The sequence below is a fragment of the Tropicimonas sp. IMCC6043 genome (assembly GCF_004146235.1).
In the GTDB taxonomy this organism is placed as follows: Bacteria; Pseudomonadota; Alphaproteobacteria; order Rhodobacterales; family Rhodobacteraceae; genus Tropicimonas.
Map to the genome: position 1 here is coordinate 1 of NZ_SELO01000048.1, position 20,999 is coordinate 20,999.

The 20,999-nt window shown below is 61.1% G+C and carries 25 protein-coding genes, 4 pseudogenes and 1 riboswitch; of the genes and pseudogenes, 12 read left to right on the forward strand and 17 right to left on the reverse strand.

The window, feature by feature from the left end; all coding sequences use genetic code 11:
• Positions 1-202: pseudogene (locus EU800_RS22615) on the reverse strand (IS6 family transposase); the annotation flags it as partial.
• Positions 203-262: 60 nt separating this feature from the next.
• On the opposite strand from EU800_RS22615, the gene EU800_RS28985 reads away from it, so the two are divergent.
• Positions 263-385 (forward strand): hypothetical protein, encoded by a 123-nt coding sequence (locus EU800_RS28985; RefSeq protein WP_256369786.1) that lies wholly within the window; start codon positions 263-265, stop codon positions 383-385.
• A 51-nt stretch (positions 386-436) separates the two neighbouring features.
• Here the strand turns inward: EU800_RS28985 and EU800_RS22620 are convergent, their stop codons facing one another.
• The 7 genes from EU800_RS22620 to EU800_RS22650 form a co-directional block, all read right to left on the reverse strand.
• Complete coding sequence (locus EU800_RS22620) at positions 437-799, reverse strand: winged helix-turn-helix domain-containing protein (protein ID WP_129635780.1); 363 nt, start codon at positions 797-799, stop codon at positions 437-439.
• 147 nt (positions 800-946) lie between these two features.
• Positions 947-1,996: a transglutaminase family protein gene (locus EU800_RS22625; protein WP_242500711.1), complete on the reverse strand. Its 1,050-nt coding sequence runs from the start codon at positions 1,994-1,996 to the stop codon at positions 947-949.
• Positions 1,997-2,129: 133 nt separating this feature from the next.
• Entirely contained in the window at positions 2,130-2,663 is a 534-nt protein-coding gene (locus tag EU800_RS22630) for a hypothetical protein (protein ID WP_129635782.1), read from the reverse strand.
• A 344-nt stretch (positions 2,664-3,007) separates the two neighbouring features.
• Positions 3,008-3,814 carry a transglutaminase family protein gene (locus EU800_RS22635; RefSeq protein ID WP_129635800.1) on the reverse strand — a complete coding sequence of 269 codons (807 nt, stop codon included), beginning with the start codon at positions 3,812-3,814 and terminating at the stop codon, positions 3,008-3,010.
• A 34-nt stretch (positions 3,815-3,848) separates the two neighbouring features.
• Complete coding sequence (locus EU800_RS22640; protein ID WP_129635783.1) at positions 3,849-4,619, reverse strand: hypothetical protein; 771 nt, start codon at positions 4,617-4,619, stop codon at positions 3,849-3,851.
• A 137-nt stretch (positions 4,620-4,756) separates the two neighbouring features.
• A complete protein-coding gene (locus EU800_RS22645; RefSeq protein WP_129635784.1) occupies positions 4,757-5,101 on the reverse strand; it encodes a hypothetical protein in 345 nt (114 codons plus the stop codon).
• Positions 5,098-5,412: a hypothetical protein gene (locus EU800_RS22650; protein WP_165354802.1), complete on the reverse strand. Its 315-nt coding sequence runs from the start codon at positions 5,410-5,412 to the stop codon at positions 5,098-5,100. The genes EU800_RS22645 and EU800_RS22650 overlap by 4 nt, the downstream gene beginning before the upstream one ends.
• Positions 5,413-5,702: 290 nt before the next feature.
• On the opposite strand from EU800_RS22650, the gene EU800_RS22655 reads away from it, so the two are divergent.
• From EU800_RS22655 to EU800_RS22670, 4 genes are all read left to right on the forward strand, one after another.
• Positions 5,703-6,128 (forward strand): hypothetical protein, encoded by a 426-nt coding sequence (locus tag EU800_RS22655; RefSeq protein ID WP_129635785.1) that lies wholly within the window; start codon positions 5,703-5,705, stop codon positions 6,126-6,128.
• An 89-nt stretch (positions 6,129-6,217) separates the two neighbouring features.
• Positions 6,218-6,538: a DUF4440 domain-containing protein gene (locus EU800_RS22660; protein ID WP_129635407.1), complete on the forward strand. Its 321-nt coding sequence runs from the start codon at positions 6,218-6,220 to the stop codon at positions 6,536-6,538.
• A 294-nt stretch (positions 6,539-6,832) separates the two neighbouring features.
• Positions 6,833-7,021, forward strand: a complete 189-nt coding sequence (locus EU800_RS22665; protein WP_129635786.1) for a hypothetical protein — start codon at positions 6,833-6,835, stop codon at positions 7,019-7,021.
• A 91-nt stretch (positions 7,022-7,112) separates the two neighbouring features.
• Entirely contained in the window at positions 7,113-7,529 is a 417-nt protein-coding gene (locus tag EU800_RS22670) for a cupin domain-containing protein (RefSeq protein ID WP_165354803.1), read from the forward strand.
• A gap of 106 nt (positions 7,530-7,635) precedes the next feature.
• Here the strand turns inward: EU800_RS22670 and EU800_RS22675 are convergent, their stop codons facing one another.
• A complete protein-coding gene (locus tag EU800_RS22675; protein ID WP_129635788.1) occupies positions 7,636-8,370 on the reverse strand; it encodes a Crp/Fnr family transcriptional regulator in 735 nt (244 codons plus the stop codon).
• Between the two features lie 150 nt (positions 8,371-8,520).
• Between EU800_RS22675 and EU800_RS22680 the strand changes: the two genes are divergently transcribed.
• The 5 genes and pseudogenes from EU800_RS22680 to EU800_RS22695 all read left to right on the forward strand — a co-directional run.
• Positions 8,521-8,757: a hypothetical protein gene (locus EU800_RS22680; RefSeq protein ID WP_129635789.1), complete on the forward strand. Its 237-nt coding sequence runs from the start codon at positions 8,521-8,523 to the stop codon at positions 8,755-8,757.
• A gap of 94 nt (positions 8,758-8,851) precedes the next feature.
• The gene (locus tag EU800_RS22685; RefSeq protein WP_129635790.1) at positions 8,852-9,232 is read left to right on the forward strand and encodes a cupin domain-containing protein; all 381 of its coding nucleotides are present in this window, start codon (positions 8,852-8,854) and stop codon (positions 9,230-9,232) included.
• 162 nt (positions 9,233-9,394) lie between these two features.
• A complete protein-coding gene (gene groL / locus EU800_RS22690; RefSeq protein ID WP_129635791.1) occupies positions 9,395-11,023 on the forward strand; it encodes a chaperonin GroEL in 1,629 nt (542 codons plus the stop codon).
• A 118-nt stretch (positions 11,024-11,141) separates the two neighbouring features.
• Complete coding sequence (locus EU800_RS27010) at positions 11,142-11,288, forward strand: hypothetical protein (protein WP_165354804.1); 147 nt, start codon at positions 11,142-11,144, stop codon at positions 11,286-11,288.
• A 193-nt stretch (positions 11,289-11,481) separates the two neighbouring features.
• Positions 11,482-11,865, forward strand: a pseudogene (locus tag EU800_RS22695) (transposase); the annotation flags it as partial.
• On the opposite strand, the pseudogene EU800_RS22700 reads toward EU800_RS22695, so the two are convergent.
• Both EU800_RS22700 and EU800_RS22705 read right to left on the reverse strand, forming a co-directional pair.
• A pseudogene (locus EU800_RS22700) lies at positions 11,859-12,251 on the reverse strand (IS6 family transposase); the annotation flags it as partial. The pseudogenes EU800_RS22695 and EU800_RS22700 sit on opposite strands and share 7 nt — an antisense overlap.
• 177 nt (positions 12,252-12,428) lie before the next feature.
• On the reverse strand, positions 12,429-13,028 hold the full coding sequence (locus EU800_RS22705; RefSeq protein ID WP_129635792.1) for a TetR/AcrR family transcriptional regulator: 600 nt from the start codon (positions 13,026-13,028) through the stop codon (positions 12,429-12,431).
• Positions 13,029-13,144: 116 nt separating this feature from the next.
• Here EU800_RS22705 and EU800_RS22710 point away from each other — a divergent pair, with 116 nt between their 5' ends.
• Both EU800_RS22710 and EU800_RS22715 read left to right on the forward strand, forming a co-directional pair.
• A complete protein-coding gene (locus EU800_RS22710; protein WP_165354805.1) occupies positions 13,145-13,915 on the forward strand; it encodes a CPBP family intramembrane glutamic endopeptidase in 771 nt (256 codons plus the stop codon).
• An 85-nt stretch (positions 13,916-14,000) separates the two neighbouring features.
• Positions 14,001-15,446 carry a serine hydrolase gene (locus tag EU800_RS22715; RefSeq protein WP_129635794.1) on the forward strand — a complete coding sequence of 482 codons (1,446 nt, stop codon included), beginning with the start codon at positions 14,001-14,003 and terminating at the stop codon, positions 15,444-15,446.
• 606 nt (positions 15,447-16,052) lie between these two features.
• Here EU800_RS22715 and EU800_RS22720 read toward each other — a convergent pair.
• From EU800_RS22720 to EU800_RS29150, 6 genes and pseudogenes are all read right to left on the reverse strand, one after another.
• A complete protein-coding gene (locus EU800_RS22720) occupies positions 16,053-16,502 on the reverse strand; it encodes a hypothetical protein (protein WP_129635795.1) in 450 nt (149 codons plus the stop codon).
• Positions 16,492-17,748 carry an agmatinase family protein gene (locus EU800_RS22725; RefSeq protein ID WP_129635796.1) on the reverse strand — a complete coding sequence of 419 codons (1,257 nt, stop codon included), beginning with the start codon at positions 17,746-17,748 and terminating at the stop codon, positions 16,492-16,494. The genes EU800_RS22720 and EU800_RS22725 overlap by 11 nt, the downstream gene beginning before the upstream one ends.
• A gap of 99 nt (positions 17,749-17,847) precedes the next feature.
• Complete coding sequence (locus EU800_RS22730; RefSeq protein ID WP_129635797.1) at positions 17,848-18,621, reverse strand: ABC transporter ATP-binding protein; 774 nt, start codon at positions 18,619-18,621, stop codon at positions 17,848-17,850.
• The gene (locus EU800_RS22735) at positions 18,618-19,430 is read right to left on the reverse strand and encodes an ABC transporter permease (protein WP_129635798.1); all 813 of its coding nucleotides are present in this window, start codon (positions 19,428-19,430) and stop codon (positions 18,618-18,620) included. The genes EU800_RS22730 and EU800_RS22735 overlap by 4 nt, the downstream gene beginning before the upstream one ends.
• A 41-nt stretch (positions 19,431-19,471) precedes the next feature.
• The gene (locus EU800_RS22740; RefSeq protein ID WP_129635799.1) at positions 19,472-20,530 is read right to left on the reverse strand and encodes a putative urea ABC transporter substrate-binding protein; all 1,059 of its coding nucleotides are present in this window, start codon (positions 20,528-20,530) and stop codon (positions 19,472-19,474) included.
• Between the two features lie 89 nt (positions 20,531-20,619).
• A riboswitch (guanidine-I (ykkC/yxkD leader) is annotated at positions 20,620-20,729 on the reverse strand.
• 142 nt (positions 20,730-20,871) lie between these two features.
• Positions 20,872-20,999: pseudogene (locus EU800_RS29150) on the reverse strand (IS3 family transposase); the annotation flags it as partial.

The following is a 20,999-nucleotide window of genomic DNA, read 5'->3' on the forward strand; positions in this document are numbered from 1 at the left end:
TCATGCGGATCTCGGAGGCGAACATCGGTCCGAACCTGTTCCACCAGAACCGAACGGATTCATGGCTGATGTCGATGCCGCGCTCGTGCAGCAGATCCTCGACATTCCTGAGCGACAAAGGGAAGCGAAGGTAGAGCATCACCGCCAGGCGGATGATTTCCCGGCTGGTCTTGAAGTATTTGAACGGGTCGCGTTTCGTCATCCGGGGGCGCTACTCAGCCCCCTGCCCCATCTCAAGCCACGTTCTTCTGACACCGCCAACATGATCAAGACCACCGGCTGGGCGCCGCGCGGCGCCCAGCCGGTGGTCTTGATCATGTTGGTTTTCAAAGAGGTTTCGTCGATGAAGGCCAAACGGGGCAGGAACCTGCGCATGAAGGGCTGACGGCGGCTGATCCAGAACGTCCGCTCACGCGCCACATCCGGGCGGAACTGTTCAGCTGCGCGCAGAGTTTTTTTTGTGCGAAAGCCCCAGCCGGTGCAGCCAGTAGCCAACACTCGAAACGGCCACGCGGATGCCATGCTCCGCCAGGAGTGCCTGCGTCAGGGCTTCTTGCGTCAGGTCGCTTTGCCCGGCCATACGCTGCCGAGCCCAATCGTCGTAAGGGCCGAGCTTGCTCCAACCGCCATTGCCCTGCGGCTTCGGTTCCAGAGACCCGGTCTCACGCTTGAGCCGGATCATGTCGTTGATGAACTTGATCGAAACCCGGAAATGCGCCGCCGCAGACCGGTGCGTGTTGCCCTCCTCCACGAATGCGACAACGCGCTCCCGCAATTCCATAGGATGTGGCTTGCCCATTCCTACCCCCTATATCTGCCTCACAAACAGAGAACCATGGGCGCCACATCTTGGGAATCCTGAATCCGATCAGCTTGGGAACGCTCTAAGCAATTGATATTAATTAACTTAGATGTGTTGCAGCAAGCCCGCCCAACCGTGACGCCGTCAGGCACGCGCAATGTTCGCTCCGCCTCTTTGGGCCTGGAGCGAGCTGTCTTGAACCGAGGTACTCTCCACTCTTACGTGTACTTCCATCGAGAGCATATCGGCGTTTGTTCCAAGAAAGGTGCCTGCCACCGGCGTGACCTGTGCGATGTTCCGGGCGACGGCGAGCGGTATCAAGTTCCGGGACCCGACGCTCCGGTTCGTCGGATCGAAGGCGATCCATCCGGCACCGGGGACAAAAATCTCGACCCAAGCATGGGTAGTCCCGGAATCTGCAGACCCAAGGAGACTTTCCTCCGGATCGGACAGATAGCCGGACACGATGCGGGAGCCGAGTCCAAGCGTGCGCGCAGCTTCGGCGAGCAGCACCGCGAAATCACGGCACGAGCCCCATTGCCGGTCGAGGGTCTGGATCGGCGACTGGGTGCCTTCGGTTTCACGGCTCTGGTAGGAAATCTGGGTGAACACACCATTGCTAATATCCTTCAGCAGAGACAGCGTGTCGGTCGGGCGCGCCATGACAAAGTCCTCGACCCATCGGGCAAGGCGGCCATCACGGTCGCAGTATTGCGGTATCGTCAACGCACCGAGATCCGTCCAATCGTCGGCGGCGTAAACGAAGGGGTACTCGACGGCCGAGGCAGCGATGGCAAAGACCGGCCAGGCTGGCGCGGTGAGTTCCACGGTGGCGCGGCTCTCGATCACCAGACGATCTGTCTTACCGTCAAAGACGGCGGTGGCGATGGCGTTGCCGGCCACATCATGAGCCCATGTTACGGCCGCCATCGGAGAAATGGACAGAGCGTGCGCGAAAAGCCGCAGTTCCCGCGTTTCCCGGGGACGCAGCATCAACCTGTGCGGCCCGAGAGAGACCTCGTGACGGTATCGGTAGGTTGTGGTGTGAACGATGTTGAGACAGGCCAAATTGGGAGTCCAGTGCGTTTCGAGGAAGACGGCACGCGCGCCGATGTGGTTCAGCGGCGGCGGGACGCGCCCGGGCTGACGGACACGGAGTTTCTCCAAGCGTTCAACCCCTTGCAGCGCTTGCAAATCCGCTCTCCGAAGCCTTCGCTCCAGAACGAGCTTTCGCATCGCAGGCATTGGCGTTCTTGCGGAACGTCACCCAAGGCCCTTGCGGTCACGATATCTGGCGTTGCACCTTCGACGATGGCCTTGTTCTCCATCACATTTGTCCCGCTACGTCGCGGGCGTGCAAAGGCGACCGTGATTCAGGTCGTGGCGGCATGCCTTCGTTTTCGGCGGACCGGATTGACTCATCGTCCTGCGTTTTCTGGGTGGTCGTCTTCGAAGCTGGCACATTCACGCTGTGATCAGGCGTCCCCAGCCTGGAGTAGTAATGACGTAGTTGCGCCTCGGAGACACCGTCGGCCTTCATCACAAGGCGTATCATCGGATCAGCCAGCATTTCTTCCAGGAAGAAGTCGGACAACGTCCCGCCCGTCAACTTGTCCCTGGCGCGTGCATGGTCCAGGTCGGCAAGGGAAACGGTCAGAGACCGAGCAAGCCCCGGATGCGATATCCGGGGATGAAGCTTCACCAGGACGGAGGCTTTCCAGGCTGCGGGATCCCTTTGATCCGGGGGTGAAACCAACTCGGTTTCGATTTCGTACTCTCCCGCCGGGAGCGTCTCGTCAAAACCTGGAACGGTGAATGGCTGGGAAAAGACCGCAACGGTCTTGCTCGTCAGATCTTCCATTGGCGTGATCCTCTCCCTTGTTGCGCTGTGGCCCGTGCGCCCATTAAGACTGGGGCGAGTGGCCGGTGCATATCTCAAGATGTCTTGGGTTTCGTTTGCACTTCCGTGCCGGCGGCCTCGGACTTGGTCTCCTTGGCAGGGGGCTTCGCAGTCTCCGCAGGCTTCGGTTTCATTGCGGCCGCAGCCCTGGCGGGTAGGTCCTTGAAGGACATGTCATCGATCCTTTGATTGGCCAACGCCAACTCCTCGTCCATGTCGGACCGGGATGCCTGGCGTCGGTATTACTTATATGGGGACTGGAAACCCGATTTACGATGGTGCCTCGCGGAGCAAACGAAAGTCCGTCAGGCCAATTCATCGGTCCAGACCTCGAATTCCGTCAAAGTGTTCTGCCCGAATGTCTGAGTCAAAGGTACATCGGCGGCATCGCGGCCGCGTGCGATCAGAATTCTCGCAAACTTGGGCTTGTTGTTCCGCGGGTCGAACATGTGCCATTCACCTGCGAGAAAGACCTCCATCCACGCGGCAAAATCCCCGGGCGGATGAGGTAGAGGTTCACCGATGTCGCTGAGGTATCCGGTGCAATAGCGCGCCGGAATGTTCATGCAGCGGCACAAGGCAATGGCGAGATGGGTAAAGTCGCGGCAGACACCCTGTCGCTCGGCCAGCGTCTGCGATGCGGTGCGTGTCGCCTTCGCCTGCATATAGTCGAAGCGGACATGCCCGTGCACGAAATCGCAGATTGCCTGGACGCGTGACCATCCCGGTTCAGTGGCTTCGAAGAGACGCCACGCCTCTTCCGACAGAAGGTCGGTGTCACAATACCGGCTGCCCTGCAGAAACACGAGCGTCTCAAAAGGCAGATCCTGAACCGTGTGCTGCTGCGCGTCGGGAAACGAGGGATCAGGCTGGCCCGTGTCGCGGAAGATGCCATCCGTCGAGAGGGAAAATTCGCCCGCCGGAGCCAGGAGGCGTGTACACCAGTTGCCGAAGCCATCCCGGTAGCTTGCGAGTGGCACGCTCGGCGACGCCGCGAGATAGTCGGCACGCTCCAGATCGCCGAAACGCGAGTAGTGGACGTTCAGCAGCGCTATCAGCGGCGTCGGCTGAGGGAAGCTGTATCGCAGACGACACCCGATACTGACGCGCATGCCGGACACACGTCCGCGCATCGTCTTGTTACCATCATCTTCCAAGGATGCACGCCCCGTCGGAGAACTGGAAGCCTCGATTGCAGCTCCACCGGTTGCCGGATCGGTCGAGATAGGCGTTCTCCGGAAGATCGATGGCGACGCAGGCGCCGTTTCGCGGCTCGTATCCACGCTCACAGCTCCAGCCCGGTCCATAGGATGCCTGGTCAAGAAAGGCGTTTGCAGGCAAGACAATGGCGTCGCATCGGTCGTCAATCTTGACGAAGCCTCTCTCGCAGGCCCACGCGGCGCCATAGTTTGCGTTGGTCAAATATGCGTTCGCAGGCACGGCAATCGGCATGCATGTTCCTGCAGCGGGCGCATAGCCGCGATCGCAGGTCCATCCCGTTCCCGAGCCGTTATCTGTCAGATAGGCATGCTCGGGCAATACGACGGACACACATGAGTCGTTCTCCTGCCGATACCCGCGTTCACATTGCCAGTCGTAGCCGGAAGACTGGAGGAAGGCATTGGCGGGCACCGGGATGGGCCGGCACGACGTCCCGCTCACTTCTTCATACCCACGGTCGCATTCCCAGCCCGTCCCGTAGGAGCGCCCGGTTGGATAAGCATGCTCGGGGATATCGAGAGCCAGGCATTCGGCGCCCTCCACCCGGTAACCAGGATCGCAGTCCCAGCCGCCGCCATAGCTGCGCGGCTGAGCGTTCTGCGGCATCGGGCCGGTGCCATCCTGCGCAAAGGCGGGAAAGGCCACGGACGCGACCACACCGGCGACAAGCACAAGCTTCGAGATCAGTCGTGCCAACAGGTGTCTCGTCGAGTGATTGCCGCCTGCACTTCTTTCTGGATCGGTGGTCTCCGAAGTCGGCGCTAGCAAGGTTCCTGCGTCTACCACGGAACTTTCCGCTCCGAGCGACTTTGCGTTGGACATTGGTTCTTTGCTCAAAGCTCGAGGGCCGCGAGACAGGCTTGCGCGATGTCACGGTCCGGTGCATCGGTTCCGGGAACCGTCGCCCAGCCGGCCGCCATGACGGCATCACGCCGCTGATATGTCGAGGCGGCCCGGATTGTTTCCAGCTTCTCTGCCCGTTCCGGGTCGGACCGGGCCATATCGAGACAGACCGGCACCATAGAGGCGACGACATCGTCGCGGGACATCTCCATCGCCCTGTCATTCGCGGTTCCGCCGGTCACCCAGCCGCCCCACGTGAAGCCGACGATACCGACAAAGACCGCGCCGATCACGGCGCCATAGATGCCGGGTTTGAGCCATTCGGGAGTGTTCATTTCAAGTCCTCCTGCGGGGAAAGCGCCGCTTCGCTGTGATTGTTCGTATCGGTCGTCGCCGCATCACGGCGCAGCGCCTCTTTCAGGTCACGCTCGGTTGTCACCCGGAGTTCGCTCCACCCCGCGCGAGCGCCCTTGCCATGTACTTTCAGGAAGGTCGCCGTCCGTCGATAGGCCTCGAAGCTCAGCCCCTGGAGAAGCTCCTCTTCGACAAGGACTTCGTATTCGCCCGCAGGCAAACCGCCCGTGTATCCCGACAAGGTGAACGGGTTCGAAAACGTCACCGTCGATCTGGTCGACCGCATGTTCATCGCTGATCTCCGTGATGCAGGCAGATCCGTCGCTCAACAGTGTTGAAGGCCGCTTGGATCACAGGCCTGACCAGTCGAACGATTTCTTCTCTTCTACGCCGGGATCATTCGAATGGTGCTGACACAGGTTAGTCCCGGGCGCCGAATGGGGCGCGGGCATCGAAGCGGTTGCAAACTCCCCAGAGACTATTGCCAGAACTGACCTGCGTAAGGGCGGCGAGACCGATCTGCGCGTATTCTTTGGGAAACAGGGATGATCTGCGTTCCTGCAACCCTTGAAAGGATTGGCGATGTCCCAAACCAAAATTCTCAACCCGCACCCGCCCGAGTTCGATCGGTTTCTCCAGGCGTCCGTCGGCGATGACCGGAACGGCTATGCCGTGACTGTGCTCTCCACGCTCGCGCGGCTTGGCCTCGATCCTTGGAAGGAGACCGCTGATCTGGTCACGCTGGGGCGCGACGCGGCGCACGCGCGGTTGGGAACGCTGCTTGCCCGATTTCGGGACGTTCCTGCGCTCGCAAGCGATCATGGCAGGGTCGCACGAGACTTGAGCCAGCTGCTTCCTGAAGGCCGGACGTCAGGTGCCCTGCAGCGCGCTGCTTCAACGGTGGCCGATGGCCGCCCGGGAACCAGCGGCGCGATCTGGACGGCGCTCACGATCATCCTTGTTCTGTTTCAAATGTTCATGATTGGCGGGTCGGGGTCAGGCGAATGACCGTTTCCACCAAGACAGCAAGAGCACCGGCCCATGCAGCGCACCGCACCGGTACCCTTTCCCCAGTCGAACGGGATGTTCTCTGGGACATGGAGGAACACTTCTGGACCAGTGACGCCGACAACGCGCGGGCGACCACGGCGACCAACGCAGTGATGATCTTTCCCTATCCGCCCGGCATCCTTCAGGGTGACCAGATCTGGACCCATCTTCGGCAGAGGACTGGCTGGCGTTCCGTCGTCATGGCCGAACGGCGCGTGACGCGGAGCGGTGACCTCGCCATTCTCACCTACCGTGTTTCGGCGGAGAAAGCCGACGTGCCGATCCTCAGAGCGCTCTGCGCTTCAACATATCTCAACGATGACGACAGGTGGTTGAGGCTCTCTCACCAGCAAACGACCGTGACGTGAAGTGCGTCTTGGCGCGGTACCAACCGGGTCAGACGTCCGCGTGCTGGGTATCGTCCCGCGGCCGGCATGTGCATTCACATCGGGCGCTGGCGGGAAATCACAGTGGATGGCGCCGGGACTAACCTTCGTCAGTGCGGTGAGGCGACGACATCGGCTAAATGAGACGTGCCCGCCGAATATCTGGTGGCGCAGATTTCCGAGTACCCGAGAAGCGTGTGGGCGTGTCGAACCCCAAAAAGGTCGGCATGTCGGCACGCTTCTTATTCTCGGAACGTCCATGAAAGAACAATTTCAATGACTTGCGATCAGAACAAGACGGCCGAGAAGATCGCGTCCGTGAAGGCCACGTGGGACAAGGCGCCCGCTGGTCCGAAAAAGGACGCGGCGCTCAAGCACTACCAGGCAGCCGAGAAGGCAAACACCGCGAAGAATGACGCCGAGACCAACAAGGAACTGGACGCGGCAAGCCACGCGCTTTCGTGAGTTGCGTCGCCTGAAGTTACGGCCAGGAGCCCATGCTTCTGCCGACGATCCGAGATCACCGCGATCCGGCACCGAAGCCGAGGAGGCCCACATGGAAAGGAAAAAAACGGACGTCGAAACCATGACGGCCGGTCTGGTCGTCGGGGTGACCCAGAGTGTGAAGGACACCGGCATGGCTGCCCTGACACCGCTCCACCGCGAAGTCGTCAAGGGCCTGCCGAGAACCGCGGAACAGGAAGTGCGCGTACTCTTCGCGAGCCTGCTTCCCGGAGATGTCACGCCGTACCACAGCCACCGGTTTCCGGTGACGGTCTACATGCTTGAAGGTGCGTTCACGCTCGAATTGGATGACCATGATCCCGTGGTGATCGGCTCGGGACAGGTCTATGTCGAACCCGCCGGAATCAACATGACCGGAAGCAACGCGGGCGACGTCCCGGCACGTATGGCCTTGTTCTACGTATGTGAGCCCGGCGCTCCATTCGCCGACCCGGCACCCAGGAGCTGACAGGTGACGCCGGGCTCAGGACACACCAGACGCGCTCCTGTCGGAAACCGATCGTCGGCCTTGTCAGCCGGGCGTCCCCATTTCTTCGGAGGGCGGCGCTGCCTCGTCATTTCAGGAGGGGCCCGGTCTGGTCCAGATATGCCGGATCGAACTCGGCAAGTTCCACCAGCCCGCCATAGTCGTGAAACGTCACCCGGCCGTCCCGAAAGGTCACCAGTTCACTTTCGCGAAGCTGCCGAAGAACGCGGTTCACATGGACCGCGCTCAGCCCCAGCGTATCGGCGAGGTGGTACTGCGTCAGTGGGCAGGCGAACCCGTCCTTGCTGCTCATTCCGACCAGCGCCAGCCTCGATCCCAGCTCCAGCAGGAAATGCGCCATGCGTGCGTCCGCATCTCGCCGACCGATTCCGACGAGATGCTCCACCACCATCGCCTCGTCCCTTGACGCCGCCCAGAGAATAGCGGTCGCCAGGCGAGGAGTCTGTACGAACGCATCAAGAAGGTCGCTCTTCAGAACTTCGGCAGCTTCGATGTCCACGACGGGCTCGAAGCTGTGGTCCGACGTGCGCAAGAGGATGCTCCGCAGCCCCAGAAAATCCCCTGGCACCTGGAAATCAACGATTTGCCGAGTCCCGTCGGCCTGTAGCTTGTAGGAACAGACCCAACCCGCGGAGAGAATATACGCGGCCTGAGCCGACTGGCCTTGATGCACCATATCTCGCCCCGCGACGAAGGAGCGGCGGCGCTGGTGCAGTCGTTCAAGCACGGCCAACTCGACCTCCGACAGGGCGACGAAGGCCGATAGCTTGCGTGTCAGGGGGCTGTGTTCAGCTGACGTCATGGGGCCTCCCGGTGTGTCGTTACCCAAGTGTGGAAATCGGCCCGGACACTGCTCTGGATCAGTCCAGCATAGAGCAGTTCCTGCGACAAGTACGGATGCATTTGAACCTCACCTTCCCTTGGGTTCACGATGCGAAGGAAGGAAACCGAGATGTCAACCGCGAGCGAACATGCGGGCCAGGCCGCCCTATCAATCTGCGAGGCGCTCCTGCTTGCAATGAACGATCGCGGGCTGCTGCCGGAGCACGAGATTGTGGGGGTTCTTCGCGATGCAGCGGCGACCCATGAAAACGCCACCGGTACGGAAGAGGAAGTGCAAGAGCACCGATCGGTCGCAGGCCTCATAAATGCGATCATTGCTGGCGGCAACTCCGTGCGTCGCGTCTAAGTCGGCGGCTTCGTGGGCCGCAGCAACGCGGCGACGAAGTGCCTCGCGTCTTTGTCTCGGCCGGGGCATCGCCGAAGGATCAAGAAAGAAGAAAATGAACAGATCAATCGAAGTAAGAAGATTTGAAAACCCCGACGACTCTCTCGACATGAAGGAGCGGGGCGGGATCGACATCGTAACGATGGCCGATGGTACAAACGGCATGCGCGCAACGTTCGAGCCGGGCTGGACTTGGGAACAGGACGAAAAGCCCCTGCTTGGTTCGCCCGACTCCTGCCCCATGCGCCATACAGGCTACTGCATCGCAGGAACCCTCGTGGTGCGAATGATCGACACGGGAATCGAGACCTCGATTGGTCCCGGCGACTTCTTTGAAATCCCGCCCGGCCATGACGGATATGTTTCGGGACCGGAGCAGGTCCAGATGATCCTGTTCGTGGCTCCGGAGAACCCGACGCCAGACCACTCGCACTGAGCGGTGCCGGGGCAGCGGTAAACGCTCAGTGCCGGAAATCACCGAACCCATAAGAATGCCGCGGCCATCGTGTCAGCGCCCGGCGAAACGGAAAGTGTCACGATACGTCGCCATCGCGGGCGGTGCCCGTCGCTACGGAATCTCAGTCTCAGGAACCACAATATGTCCGCCAAGGAAGTCCGATTCAGTACTGACGCCCGCGACCGTATGCTGAAAGGCATCAACACCCTGGCGAATGCCGTCAAGATCACCCTCGGCCCCAAGGGCCGAAACGTCATTCTCGACAAATCCTATGGCGCGCCGCGCATAACCAAGGACGGAGTCACCGTCGCCAAGGAGATCGAGCTCTCGGATCATTTCGAAAACATGGGCGCGCAAATGGTGAATGAGGTGGCGTCCCACACTCACGATGAGGCTGGCGACGGCACCACAACCGCGACCGTTCTGGCCCAGGCCATCGTCAAGGAAGGTATGAAGGCCGTCGCGGCCGGAATGAACCCGATGGATCTGAAACGCGGCATCGACAGGGCAGTGGCCGCAGTCGTAGCCGAGATCAAGACCATGTCCAGACCGGTCGGTGACAGCGACGAGATCGCCAAGGTCGGGGCCATTTCTGCCAATGGAGACGTCGAGATTGGTCGGCAGATTGCCGAAGCGATGGCAAAGGTCGGCAAAGAAGGCGTGATCACCGTCGAAGAAAACAAGGGGTTGCAAACCGAGACCGAAGTGGTCGAAGGCATGCGGATCCGATGCGGCTATCTGAGCCCTTACTTCATCACGAATTCGCAGAAGATGGTTGTGGAGCTTGAGGACTGCGCCATCCTGCTTCATGAAAAGAAGCTGACCTCCCTTGCATCCATGATGTCCCTGCTGGAGGAGGTCATCGAGGCCGACAAGCAGCTTCTGATCGTCGCCGAGAACATCGAGGGCGATGCATTGGCCACCCTGGTCGTCAACAAGCTGCGCGGCGGTCTGAAGGTGGCGGCCGTCAAAGCACCGGCCTTCGGGGATCGCAGAAAGGCGATACTCGAGGATCTGGCGGTCCTGACGGGTGGACAGCTCATATCGGCCGAACTGGGAGTAAAGCTGGAATCCGTGAGGCTCGCCATGCTCGGCGTCGCCAAGAAAATCGTTCTCACCAAGGATCATACCACGGTCATCAATGGTGCGGGCGACAAGGACAGGATCGCCTCACGCATCGCGCAGATCCGCAGCCAGATCGAGGACGCCACCTCGGAATACGACAAGGAACAGTTGCAGGAACGTCTGGCCAAACTGTCGGGAGGCGTTGCAGTCATCCGGGTTGGGGGTTCCACCGAGATCGAAGTCAAAGAGCGCAAAGACAGGGTGGACGACGCCCTCAACGCGACGCGCGCGGCGGTGCAGGAAGGCGTCGTTCCCGGCGGCGGGGTAGCATTGGTCCACGCAGGCAAGGTCTTGGCCGGCTTGAAAGGCGACAATCCCGATCAGGATGCCGGCATCAAGATCATCCGCCGCGCGATCCAAGCGCCGCTACGCCAGATTGCGGAAAACGCAGGGGTCGACGGGTCGGTCGTCGCAGGCAAGGTCATTGAGAACGCCAGCACGACCTTCGGTTTCGACGCTCAGTTGGAGACGTATGGCGACATGCTGGAGGCGGGGATCATCGACCCGACCAAAGTCGTTCGGATCGCATTGGAGGACGCGGCGTCGATAGCGGGCCTTTTGATCACGACGGAGGCGATCGTCGCGCAGCAGACAGTGAAGTTTCGGGGAATGTCGGAAACGGAGGCGATGGGAGGCATGATTTGATCCCTTCTCCGGAGGCAGAACCGAAAAGTTCCGTTCGAGCTTTTAGGCCGATAGCGCCGAAGACCGACCGGCTGGCTCGAACCTCAAGTGACAACTACTCAGCATGAAAGGAAACCAGATGTCCAAAGGCGACAAAAAGCGTGGGAATCGGGAAGTGAAAAAGCCGAAAAAGGCTAAGGAAAAGGTTGTAGCAACGGCTGATTTTTCAAAGGGAAAGGCGCCGTTCAATCTTGGACAGAAGAAGGGCGATGGTACCAAGAAGTAGTGCAGCCCTATTGCCGGAGGTGTCATTTGTGGACGGCTCCGTTTGCGCAAGGCTTGATTTGAGCTGATGGCGATCTTTTCGGGTTGCGGTCATGTGTCCGGCCTGTTTGCGCGGCATGTGTGACCGCTGGCCTTTATGAAGTCCGCGAGCCGGATTCCTATCAGACGGGCGAGCTTTGAAGCCCTGACACCTCCCGATATTCGCCTCCGAGATCCGAAGGAAACGCGCCGAGCGGCTGCGTTCAGGGCCGCAGTGGCAATGGCATCTCGACGAAATGTTCGTGAAGATCAACGGTGAACGGCACTACTTGTGGCGGGCCGTCGACCAAGAGGGCGAGGTCCTCGAAAGCTATGTGACGAAGACACGGGACAAGAGGGCCGCATTGAAATTCTTGAAGAAAACAATGAAACGCTATGGTCGGCCGCACGTCTTCGTCACCGACAAGCTGCGGTCCTACAGTGCTGCGCTACGGGAGGTCGGCGCGGTGGACCGGCAGGAAACTGGGCGCTGGCTCAACAATCGGGCGGAGAACTCGCACCTGCCATTCCGACGACGAGAACGGGCAATGCAGCGCTTCATTGTTTTCTTTAGGAACTTCAATGACGCCTTCTTGTCCCGTGCCTTCGTCACAAAGCTCTCCAGGACCTCACCTTCGTGGTCGACGGCCCGCCAGAGACAGTGCCGCTCGCCATTTATCTTCACGAACATTTCGTCGAGATGCCATTGCCACTGCGGCCCTGAACGCAGCCGCTCGGCGCGTTTCCTTCGGATCTCGGAGGCGAATATCGGTCCGAACCTGTTCCACCAGAACCGAACGGATTCATGGCTGATGTCGATGCCGCGCTCGTGCAGCAGATCCTCGACATTCCTGAGCGACAAAGGGAAGCGCACGTAGAGCATCACCGCCAGGCGGATGATCTCAGGGCTGGTCTTGAAGTATTTGAACGGTTTGCGTTTCGTCATCCGGCGACGCTACTCAGCCCCCTGCCCCATCTCAAGCCACGTTCTTCTGACACCGCCGCGGAAAGTGTGAATTCGCCGCGGCTCGCACCGAGGTCGGGTCCGCGGACTTATCAGACGAGCGGAGTAGTCGACTGTGTGAACAAGTACGCCGCGCTTTCGCCTCGCGGCAGTGCACGGTCAGGTCGATCTTTTCGGTCCGAAGATCACGCCGAGCAAGTTTCCTTTCAGCCCGTCGATCATCGGTCCCTTCATCACCAACGTGCGCTGAAAGACGGTGCCAACAATCACATCGAGCAAGAATTGAGGGTCGTCAGCGAGGACGTCGCCTCTTGCGCGCGCACGCTCGAGCGCTTCGCATGCCGAGACACGCCAAGGGTAGACGAACCGATCGCGAAAGAGATGCGCCATATTCGGATCACTGCTGCCCGTTGTGATTGCGGCGAAGATTACAATAGACGCCAGGGGACGTGTGAACGTGTCTATGAGTTGACCTATGGCGGCATCAATATCAACCCTTGAGTCTCCCGTGTCGGGGACCGTCCCAATGGCGATCTCCTGTTCTGCTGCCTCCAGGACTAACTCACCCTTGGTCTTCCACCAGCGGTAGATGGTTGCTTTGCTGACGCCGGCCCGTTGCGCGACGGCTTCTATCGTCAAATTCGCGTAGCCGTCCTTGAGTAGCAGTTCTCTGACGGCCAAAAGGATGGCGGCCTTGGATCGCTCGCTTCTCGGGCGACCACTGCTGCGACCCTTTTCAACTTTTTCCTTTCTGCCCATTCACGCGCCTGATCCGAATCCGCCCCATCCGTAAAGCCGATTTCAAGAATCTTGACAAGCTTTGAAACGATACGCATCGTTTAGTAATAATGAATCCACACTGTGGAGGTGGGCCGATGGACGCAATTCGCGGTTTTGCCGAGAAGCATCCTTTCTGGTTTGTCGTCGCCCTGGCCATTCTTCAACCGATCATCGCAGTGCCGTTCGTTGTTGCCTCGAAGGCGCTGGGAACCGAGATCACGCCGCTCCGCCTGATCATTCCGACAGTTCAATCGGTCTTCGTCCTGTGGCTGATATGGGCGCTTGGATGGTGGCGGATCAGCGGTCTGGTTGGCCCTGTTCGCAACACGCATCTTCTGATCTACCCTGCGCTTATCCACTTCGTGCCCGCGTTGCTCTACGGCTCGGTCCAGATCTCGGCGGGGTGGATCCTGTTCTATTTCCTTGCCATTCTGGCGACCGGCATCAGCGAAGAGGGGTTCGCGCGAGGCATCGCCCTCCCTGTTCTACTCAAATTCGGCAAGTGGGGCGCCGTCCTGATGGCCGCGGCGATCTTCAGCGCAGGGCATCTGACGAATGCGGCGTTCGAGGAGTTCACCCTTCTGGAGTGGATCGACAAGTTCGGCAGCACCTTCGGTTTCGCAGTGCTTTACGGTGCGCTGTTCCTTCGCACGGGTAGCCTTCTGCCGCTCATATACCTGCACACGGTGGAGGATTACATCTATGTCACCTCCGGCACAGCTGGTCCATTTATTGCTGATCAGCTCGACATCCGAATTCACCTCGCCATTGCGACGGCCAACGGTATGGTCGGGCTCCTTCTGCTGACGGGCGTGACTGACGAGGATATTCCCCGGATCGGGCGCTCCGAAGCAGCTGCCACCTGAAGACCCGGTCGTGCGCGCGATACTGTATTTGGCGGCCGCGTTAATCCTAACTCAACCCACATGGGCGCAGGACGACACCCGCGCAATGATCGCGGCCGTCGAGCAGGCAGCTCCGGCAGCATTGTCACGTCAAGGGACGCCCGGGATTGGTGTTGCTATCGTGTTCGGCGGTGAGCCGATCTGGTCCGGCGGCTTCGGAGTGACAAATGTCGTAACCGGAGAACCGGTGACGGCGGACACGGTCTTCGAGATCGCTTCCGTCACCAAGCCGATAACCGCATGGGCGATGCTGAAGCTTGCCGAAGAGGGAAGGATCGACCTCGACGCCCCGATTGAAACCTACCTCGGCGGTTGGACCCTTCCGCCATCCGAATTCGACCACTCTAAAGTGACCGCGCGCACCATTCTCGCCCACGGTGCGGGCCTGTCGAAAGGCGGGGACTCCGGTGTCGATTTGGGCGAAGTCCCCCCGTCGCTTCTGGAAGCCGTCGATGGCGCGACCATGGAATACGGTCCCGTCCGGGTCTCTCACCCGCCGGGAGAGGCCTATCACTATTCGTCGAAGGGCTTTGTCCTTCTTGAGATGGCGGTCGAGACGGTCACCGGTGAGGTGTTCAGCGACTACGTTACAAGGGAAATCCTGCGTCCTCTGGGCATGAACAGTACCGCCTTCGGCTGGACGCCGGAACTGGAGGCCCGCGCCGCCTGGGGGCACGACTGGTTCGGAAATCCCTTGCCGCACTATAAGCACGCCACCAAGGCGCAAGGCGGATTGGTGGCGACAGCCGACGACGTTGCACGGTTTCTTGCCGCCTCGATGTTCGACGCGGAAGGAGGTGAACCAGGCCGCGGAGTGATCTCGCCGGGCTCCGTAAAGAAGACCTTCGAGCCATTTCCGTTCACCGATGACGCCAGCGAAGTCGGTCTCGGCTACAACCTGCACCTTGGCGGTCAAACACTTGTCGCACGCAAGAGCGGCGATCATCGCGGCTACAAGGCCATCGTGTTCCTGATACCCGAGACCGGTGCCGGGCTGGTGATCCTTGCCAACAGCGACCGCGCGGCACCCGGTATATTTGCCGACATCGCCTGCCCGTGGAGTCGTGCGTTGCATGATGACCCGCTGCAGGGCGTCTGTTCGCAACTTGGGTTGTTGCACAAGGCGCACTTGGCGGCGGGTCTAGTGTTGACGGTGGCCGGCGCGGCGGTTGCAGGGCCTGTTATCCTAGGCTGGCGAAGAGGCCGCCGCGCGCCGCCTCGAAGATACTCACTCCGGCGCAGAACGGCAGCAATCTTGCCGATCCTCATCGTCGCCGCCTGGTGGGCCTACTGGTACTCCGACATTCCGCTTCGCCTGCAAGGCTTTCCACCCACGTTCTACACAGTCAGGGCTACGCTTTGGCCCACCGCTTTTGTGTGGGTGAGTCTCGGTGTGACTGTTCTGGGACTGTCGCTGGTTCTAACCGCGATTATGCCGACCATACCTCCTCCATCCAAGACTAGGATGCAGGGCCCAACGGGCACCTCTTAGGCATCGGTCCAACTTGACCGCTTCGGACTCGTTACCGCCGTTCTCCGCACCCTCCAAGAACGGCGGTTCCGAGCCGTTAGTGTCATTCTCGTCTGCTGCAGGATTACCCCCTCTCGCGGATGCAAAAACCTTCAGGAAGGGCGGAAACTGATCCTTCGCCACGGATCGCACCAAGGTCGGATCTGCGGAAAATCCCACTTAATCCGCACCAAGAAACGCGTGCTGCCCCCGCGCAGTCAGCGCCGGGATCAGTAGGCCTTCCTGGCCGCGCTGCCGCGTGGGATTGCAGATCGTCCGGAGAGCGCGTCACTTCGCGCGACCCTTTCTCAGCTCATCCGGGAATGGCGTCGAGTCCCTTTCTCGACTCCACACCGCTGGGTCAAAAACTATTTCGCAAACCACCCTGTGATCGAAAGCGGGGAGCGTGTTCCGGCTAAGGTCGACTTTTCGACTTCCAGACAGCGAGGCCGACGAGAAAGAGGCCAATCATTGCCACGATGAGGGTCTCCGCTCCGTGCAGATGCGCGTGGGCATGGGGGAGGTATCGTGCCTCATGCGCTCCGGCGGGAAGCGCTGCCAGCAGTAGGGGAATTGCGGCGAATTTTTTCATTTGGTTAGCTCCAATTTTCTGGCTGCCAGGAAATCCTTGATGTCGGTGGAGAGTTTTTCGTCCATCGAGACGTAGATGAGCGCCATGTTGGTGCGTTCGCTGACCATGCTGCCCGGATAGGGCAGGTAGCTGAGTTTGCGCGAACCGAAGGCGGGCGAGGCCGTGCCCACCTGCCATTCGGTCTTCAGCTCCACGTCGACCAATTTCAGCGCCGTCGCGCCTCCCAGACCGGGCTTTTCGAACGGTATACCGGCGATCTTAAGGTAGGCGGTCTTGTCGGAGGCCTGCACGAAACCTTTGATGAACTGTGTCGTCAGAACCTGAAGGTCTGCCGCCTCGTCGCCACTGTGCATATGGGAATGCAGGTGGTCGGCATCGGCGCGGTTGTGACCCGTGCCGTGTGCCGCGCGATCGTAGTGGTGATGATGCGGATGATCATGTGGCATTGGACCACCTCCTACCCTCGAAATCTCCATGCGGGATCGAGACCGGCTTGTCGATATGCGCCTTATGCGCGCCGAGCTTGCCGTTCGAGACCAGCGCGCCGAGCACGTCGACGATCACCCGTGTCCCCATCAGGGCGGTGATGTCGGAGGTGTCATAAGGCGGCGAAACCTCGACCAGTTCCATCCCGCAGATGCCTTCGGCCGCAACGCCGGAGGCGAGCGCAAGCGCCTCGCGCGGCAGGAACCCGCCCGGCTCGGGCCACCCGGTGCCGGGAACGAAACCGCAATCGATGCTGTCGATGTCGAAGGACATATAGACCATGTCCACCCCGTCCCAGGCCATCTCCAGCGCCATCTCGATGGTCTTGTCGATGCCCATCTTCTCCATGTCGCCCATGGTGATGATATTGGTCTGCCGCTCCCTGGCGACCTTCACCGCCTCGCGCGGGACCTGCCAGCCGCCGATGCCGATCTGGACGAGGTTCTTGGCCGGTACATTGGGCAGGTTGGTGGAGTGGAACCAGGGCGTGGTGTGCATCCGCTCGTCGAGATCCTTCTCCTGGATGTCGGCGTGACGGTCGAAATGGACGATCCCGATCTTTTTCGACGTGCATTCGGCAATGCCCCGCACGCAGGGGAAGCCGATTGAATGGTCGCCCCCGACCATGATCGGCAGGCTGCCCGAGGAGAAGACATGGCTCACCGCGCGGCTGATCTGGTCGAAGCTCTTCTCAATATTGGCGGGAATGGTGAAGACGTCGCCGGCGTCGCACAATGTCATCTGCTCGCGCAGGTCCACGCCGATCTCGTAATTATAGGGCGTATAGAGCGCCGAGATCTTTCGCACGCCTTGCGGCCCGAACCGGGTGCCGGGGCGATAGGTCGTGCCACCGTCGAAGGGGATGCCGAGCACGGTCGCGTCGTAATTGGCAACCTCGAGCACGTCCTCCGCATAGGGCGCCTTGAGGAATGTGTTGATGCCGGCGTAATGGGGCAGCTCCCCGCGGGCAAAGGTCGGGATCGACTTGTCCTCAATCGACTCCGCGCCTGTGAGCCCCATCCGCAGCGCCCAGCGGCGTTCCTCGTCCCAGCGGCCCTCGGGAAGTTCGCCCTCCTTTTGCATCGCCTTCCATCCGGCGAGCTTGGTCAGGTCGGGGTGATGATTGCGGCGGTCGCGGGCTTGATGGGCGCGCAGCCGATCCGCCGGGTGATGCGACCGGGACCGCGTCTTGAAATCGGAGAACATTGCTTCCTCCTCGTTGAATTGCCCGCTCGGGGCGTCTGGTCTCTGGACCTTGGTGACGGACCCGCGCGCGGGGTCCAGCGGCGCGCGCGGCGAATGGGGTCAGCCTGCCTCGGGAGCGAGCGACGGGTAGTTGTCGAGAATGCGCTGATAGGGCATGCCGCCATCCTTGGCATCGAAGTCATAGGTGATCGTCGCGCCATAGGCGCCGGGGTCGTGCGGGTCCCATCGCGGCTTGTCGAAGACCAGCACGCGGTCGCCGAGCTTGAACCCCTCTTCTAGGTCATGAGTGACCATGAAGACGGTCATGTTCGTCTCCGCCTTAAGTTCCATGAGGAAAACATGCATCGCCAGCCTCGTGCCGGGATCAAGCGCGCCGAAGGGCTCGTCGAGGAGCAGGACGCGCGGCTTGGCCGTCATCGCCTGCCCAATGGCGAGCCGCTGCTGCATCCCGCCCGAGAGGCTCGCGGGATACTGATCGGCCACGTGGTTGAGACCGATCCGCTTCAGCAGCGCGTCGGCCCGCTCCCGCGCCGCCTTGCGATTCGCTCCTGAAAGGGCGCCCCAGGTGGTGTCGAAGGCCTCGCCCGCGACGATGTTCTGGCGCACAGTGAGATGGGGAAAGACGGAGTAGCGCTGAAAGACGACGCCGCGCTCGCGGTTTGGCTCCACGGCCGGTTCGCCGCCATCGATCCGGATCTCGCCGCGGGACGGGCGCTCTTCGGCGAGCAGCATCCTGAGAAAGGTGGATTTGCCGCAACCCGAGGCACCGACAATCGAGATGAACTCGCCTTCGTTGACCGCCACATTGACCCGTTCGAGGATTGACCGATCGCCATAGCGCTGCCAGACATCCGTGACGCTGACGAAACTCATAGACCCGCCTCCATCCAGGGAAAGGCCCTGCGCGAGAGCGTCTTGAGCGCCCAGTCGATCACGAAGGCCAGGAAGGTGATCCAGACGACATAGGTCAGGATCACGTCCATCGCGAGGTAACGGCGCACAAGGAAGATTCGGTAGCCGAGACCGACATCCGAGGCCACCGCCTCTGCCGCGATTAGAAAGAGCCAGGCGGAGCCGAGCGACAGGCGGATATTGCTGATCAGCCGCGGGAGGATCTGCGGCAGCGCCACCCGCAAGGCGATCACGAGGGAGGACGCGCCGAGCGTCTGTGCCTTCACGATCTGCTCATGCGGGATGTCGAGCACGCGCTGCGAGAGGTCCCGGGTCATGAAGGGCGTAATGCCGATGACGATAAGCACAACCTTCGAGGTCTCGCCCAGCCCGAAGACGATGAAGAGGATCGGCAGGAGCGCGAGCGGCGGCACCATCGACAGCACGGCCACAAAATCGGAAAGAAGCCGGCGCGCATAGGGCAGGAGCCCGATCAGCATCCCCAGGGTGAGCGAGAGCGCGGCCGCAATCCCGACGCCGCCAAAAAGCCGCGTGAGCGAGGCAAGCGTGTCCTTCCAGAGCAGGATCTCGCCGGTCCGACGGTCGCCCTGGGTGAAGAGCCGGATGGCGGTCTCCCAGATGGTTGAGGGGGCCGGCAGGAGCTTGTCCGACGGGTTCGCGGCGAGGCGGATCTCCGAGCTGACGGAATAGGCGACGGCGATTGCCACAAAGGGCAGCGCGGCCAGAGCCACGGCCATCGGGCGGGACGGGGTGCGGTTGATCAGGCGCATCGGCTTGCGCGGCCCCGGCGTATGCCCGGGCCGCCCATTTCTCAGAGGGCGCCGTCAGCAGCCATCTGCATATAGGTCGCGTCAAAGCGGAACCTGACGTTGTTCTCGTCCCCGGTGACCGATCCGTCGGGATAGGCGACGCCAACGAAGTCCGGCGACGGCGCGCCCTCGCCAAGGATGCCCTTGTCGAAGAGGAAGGCAGCGACATTGGTCATCGTGGTGGGCAGATCCGGGGACTCGGCCTGTGCCACGGCGGCGGCGGGGTCAAAGAACATCTCCGTGGCCTCCAACTGCGCCTCGTAGCCGGCGAGGTCCGTGCCGGAAGCCTCGGCCATCGCCGTCAGCGCCGCTTCGTCGCCCGACGCCATCAGCGCCATCACCTCGTACCAGGCGCCGGCCACGGCCTTGCCGAAGGCGGGGTTGTCGGCGAGCGTCTCGGTATTGACGACCATCAGGTCAAGGATCTCGCCGGGGACTTTCGAGCTGTCGAAGACATTCGTCGCGTCCGGGTTGGAACCCAGGATTTCCGATACCAGCGGGTTCCAGGTCACCACCGCCTCGACATCGTCGGACGCATAGGCCGCGATCATGTCCGCGTCGGAGGTGTTGATCACGCCGCCGAGGTCCCGCTCGGAGAGCCCCACGCTGTCGAGGCCGCGAGCCAGCAGGTAATGCGATACCGAGAGCTCCACGAGGTTCACCGGCTTGCCGGCCAGGTCCTCCAACCCGCCCGCGCCCTTTAGGATCACCGCGTCATTGCCGTTGGAGTAGTCGCCAACGATCAGCGCGGTGGTGTCCACGCCGCCGCCAGAGGGGATCGAGAGCGTGTCCATATTGGTGGCCGAAACGCCATCGAAGGCGCCGGCGGTATATTGGTTGATCGACTCCACATAGTCGTTGATCTGCACGATCTCGACGGAGATGCCGTATTTCTCCGCCCATTTGTCCATGATGCCGCTTTCTTCGAGATAGCCCCAAGGCATCCAGCCCACATAGATTGACCAAGCGACTTTGAATTCGGTTTTCTCCTCGGCGATCGCGGCAGGGGCGCCAAGCGCGGCAGCAAGGATGGTTGCAGAAAGGATCGTCGACTTCAGCATGTTTCAGTTCCCTGTCGTTCCGCCGAAGTTTCGATTTGCCGGTGCGCTGGCGGAACAATGAGGTGAGGCGCGGGCGAACCGACGCAGTAACCTCCCGGGATTTTGGCCCGCCGTGTACCGTGGAAGAGTTTGCCCCCGCGGCGACACTTCTCGGACCAGACCTCGGCGATTGCCGAACGGAACCCTAAGTGCCCTGCTCCATAAGGACACACTTCGTTCCGGATTCGGAACAAGGCTTCTAGGCGACGAATCCCATGCGACTTCGGCGGATGCCGATTAATCCGGCTGCATTGCAAGCTTTTGAATGAAAACTCAGCGGTGGCGAGATGGGTTGGCCGCCGCGCAACCAGACAATCCTCATCTGCACGCCCCCTTGGACGCCGCCGTTGTGTTGATCGATGCTGCCCCAGCACGCGGCAGATCCGACGCTCCGATACCTTCATCTCGCTGCGGATCAGGTCGATACAGG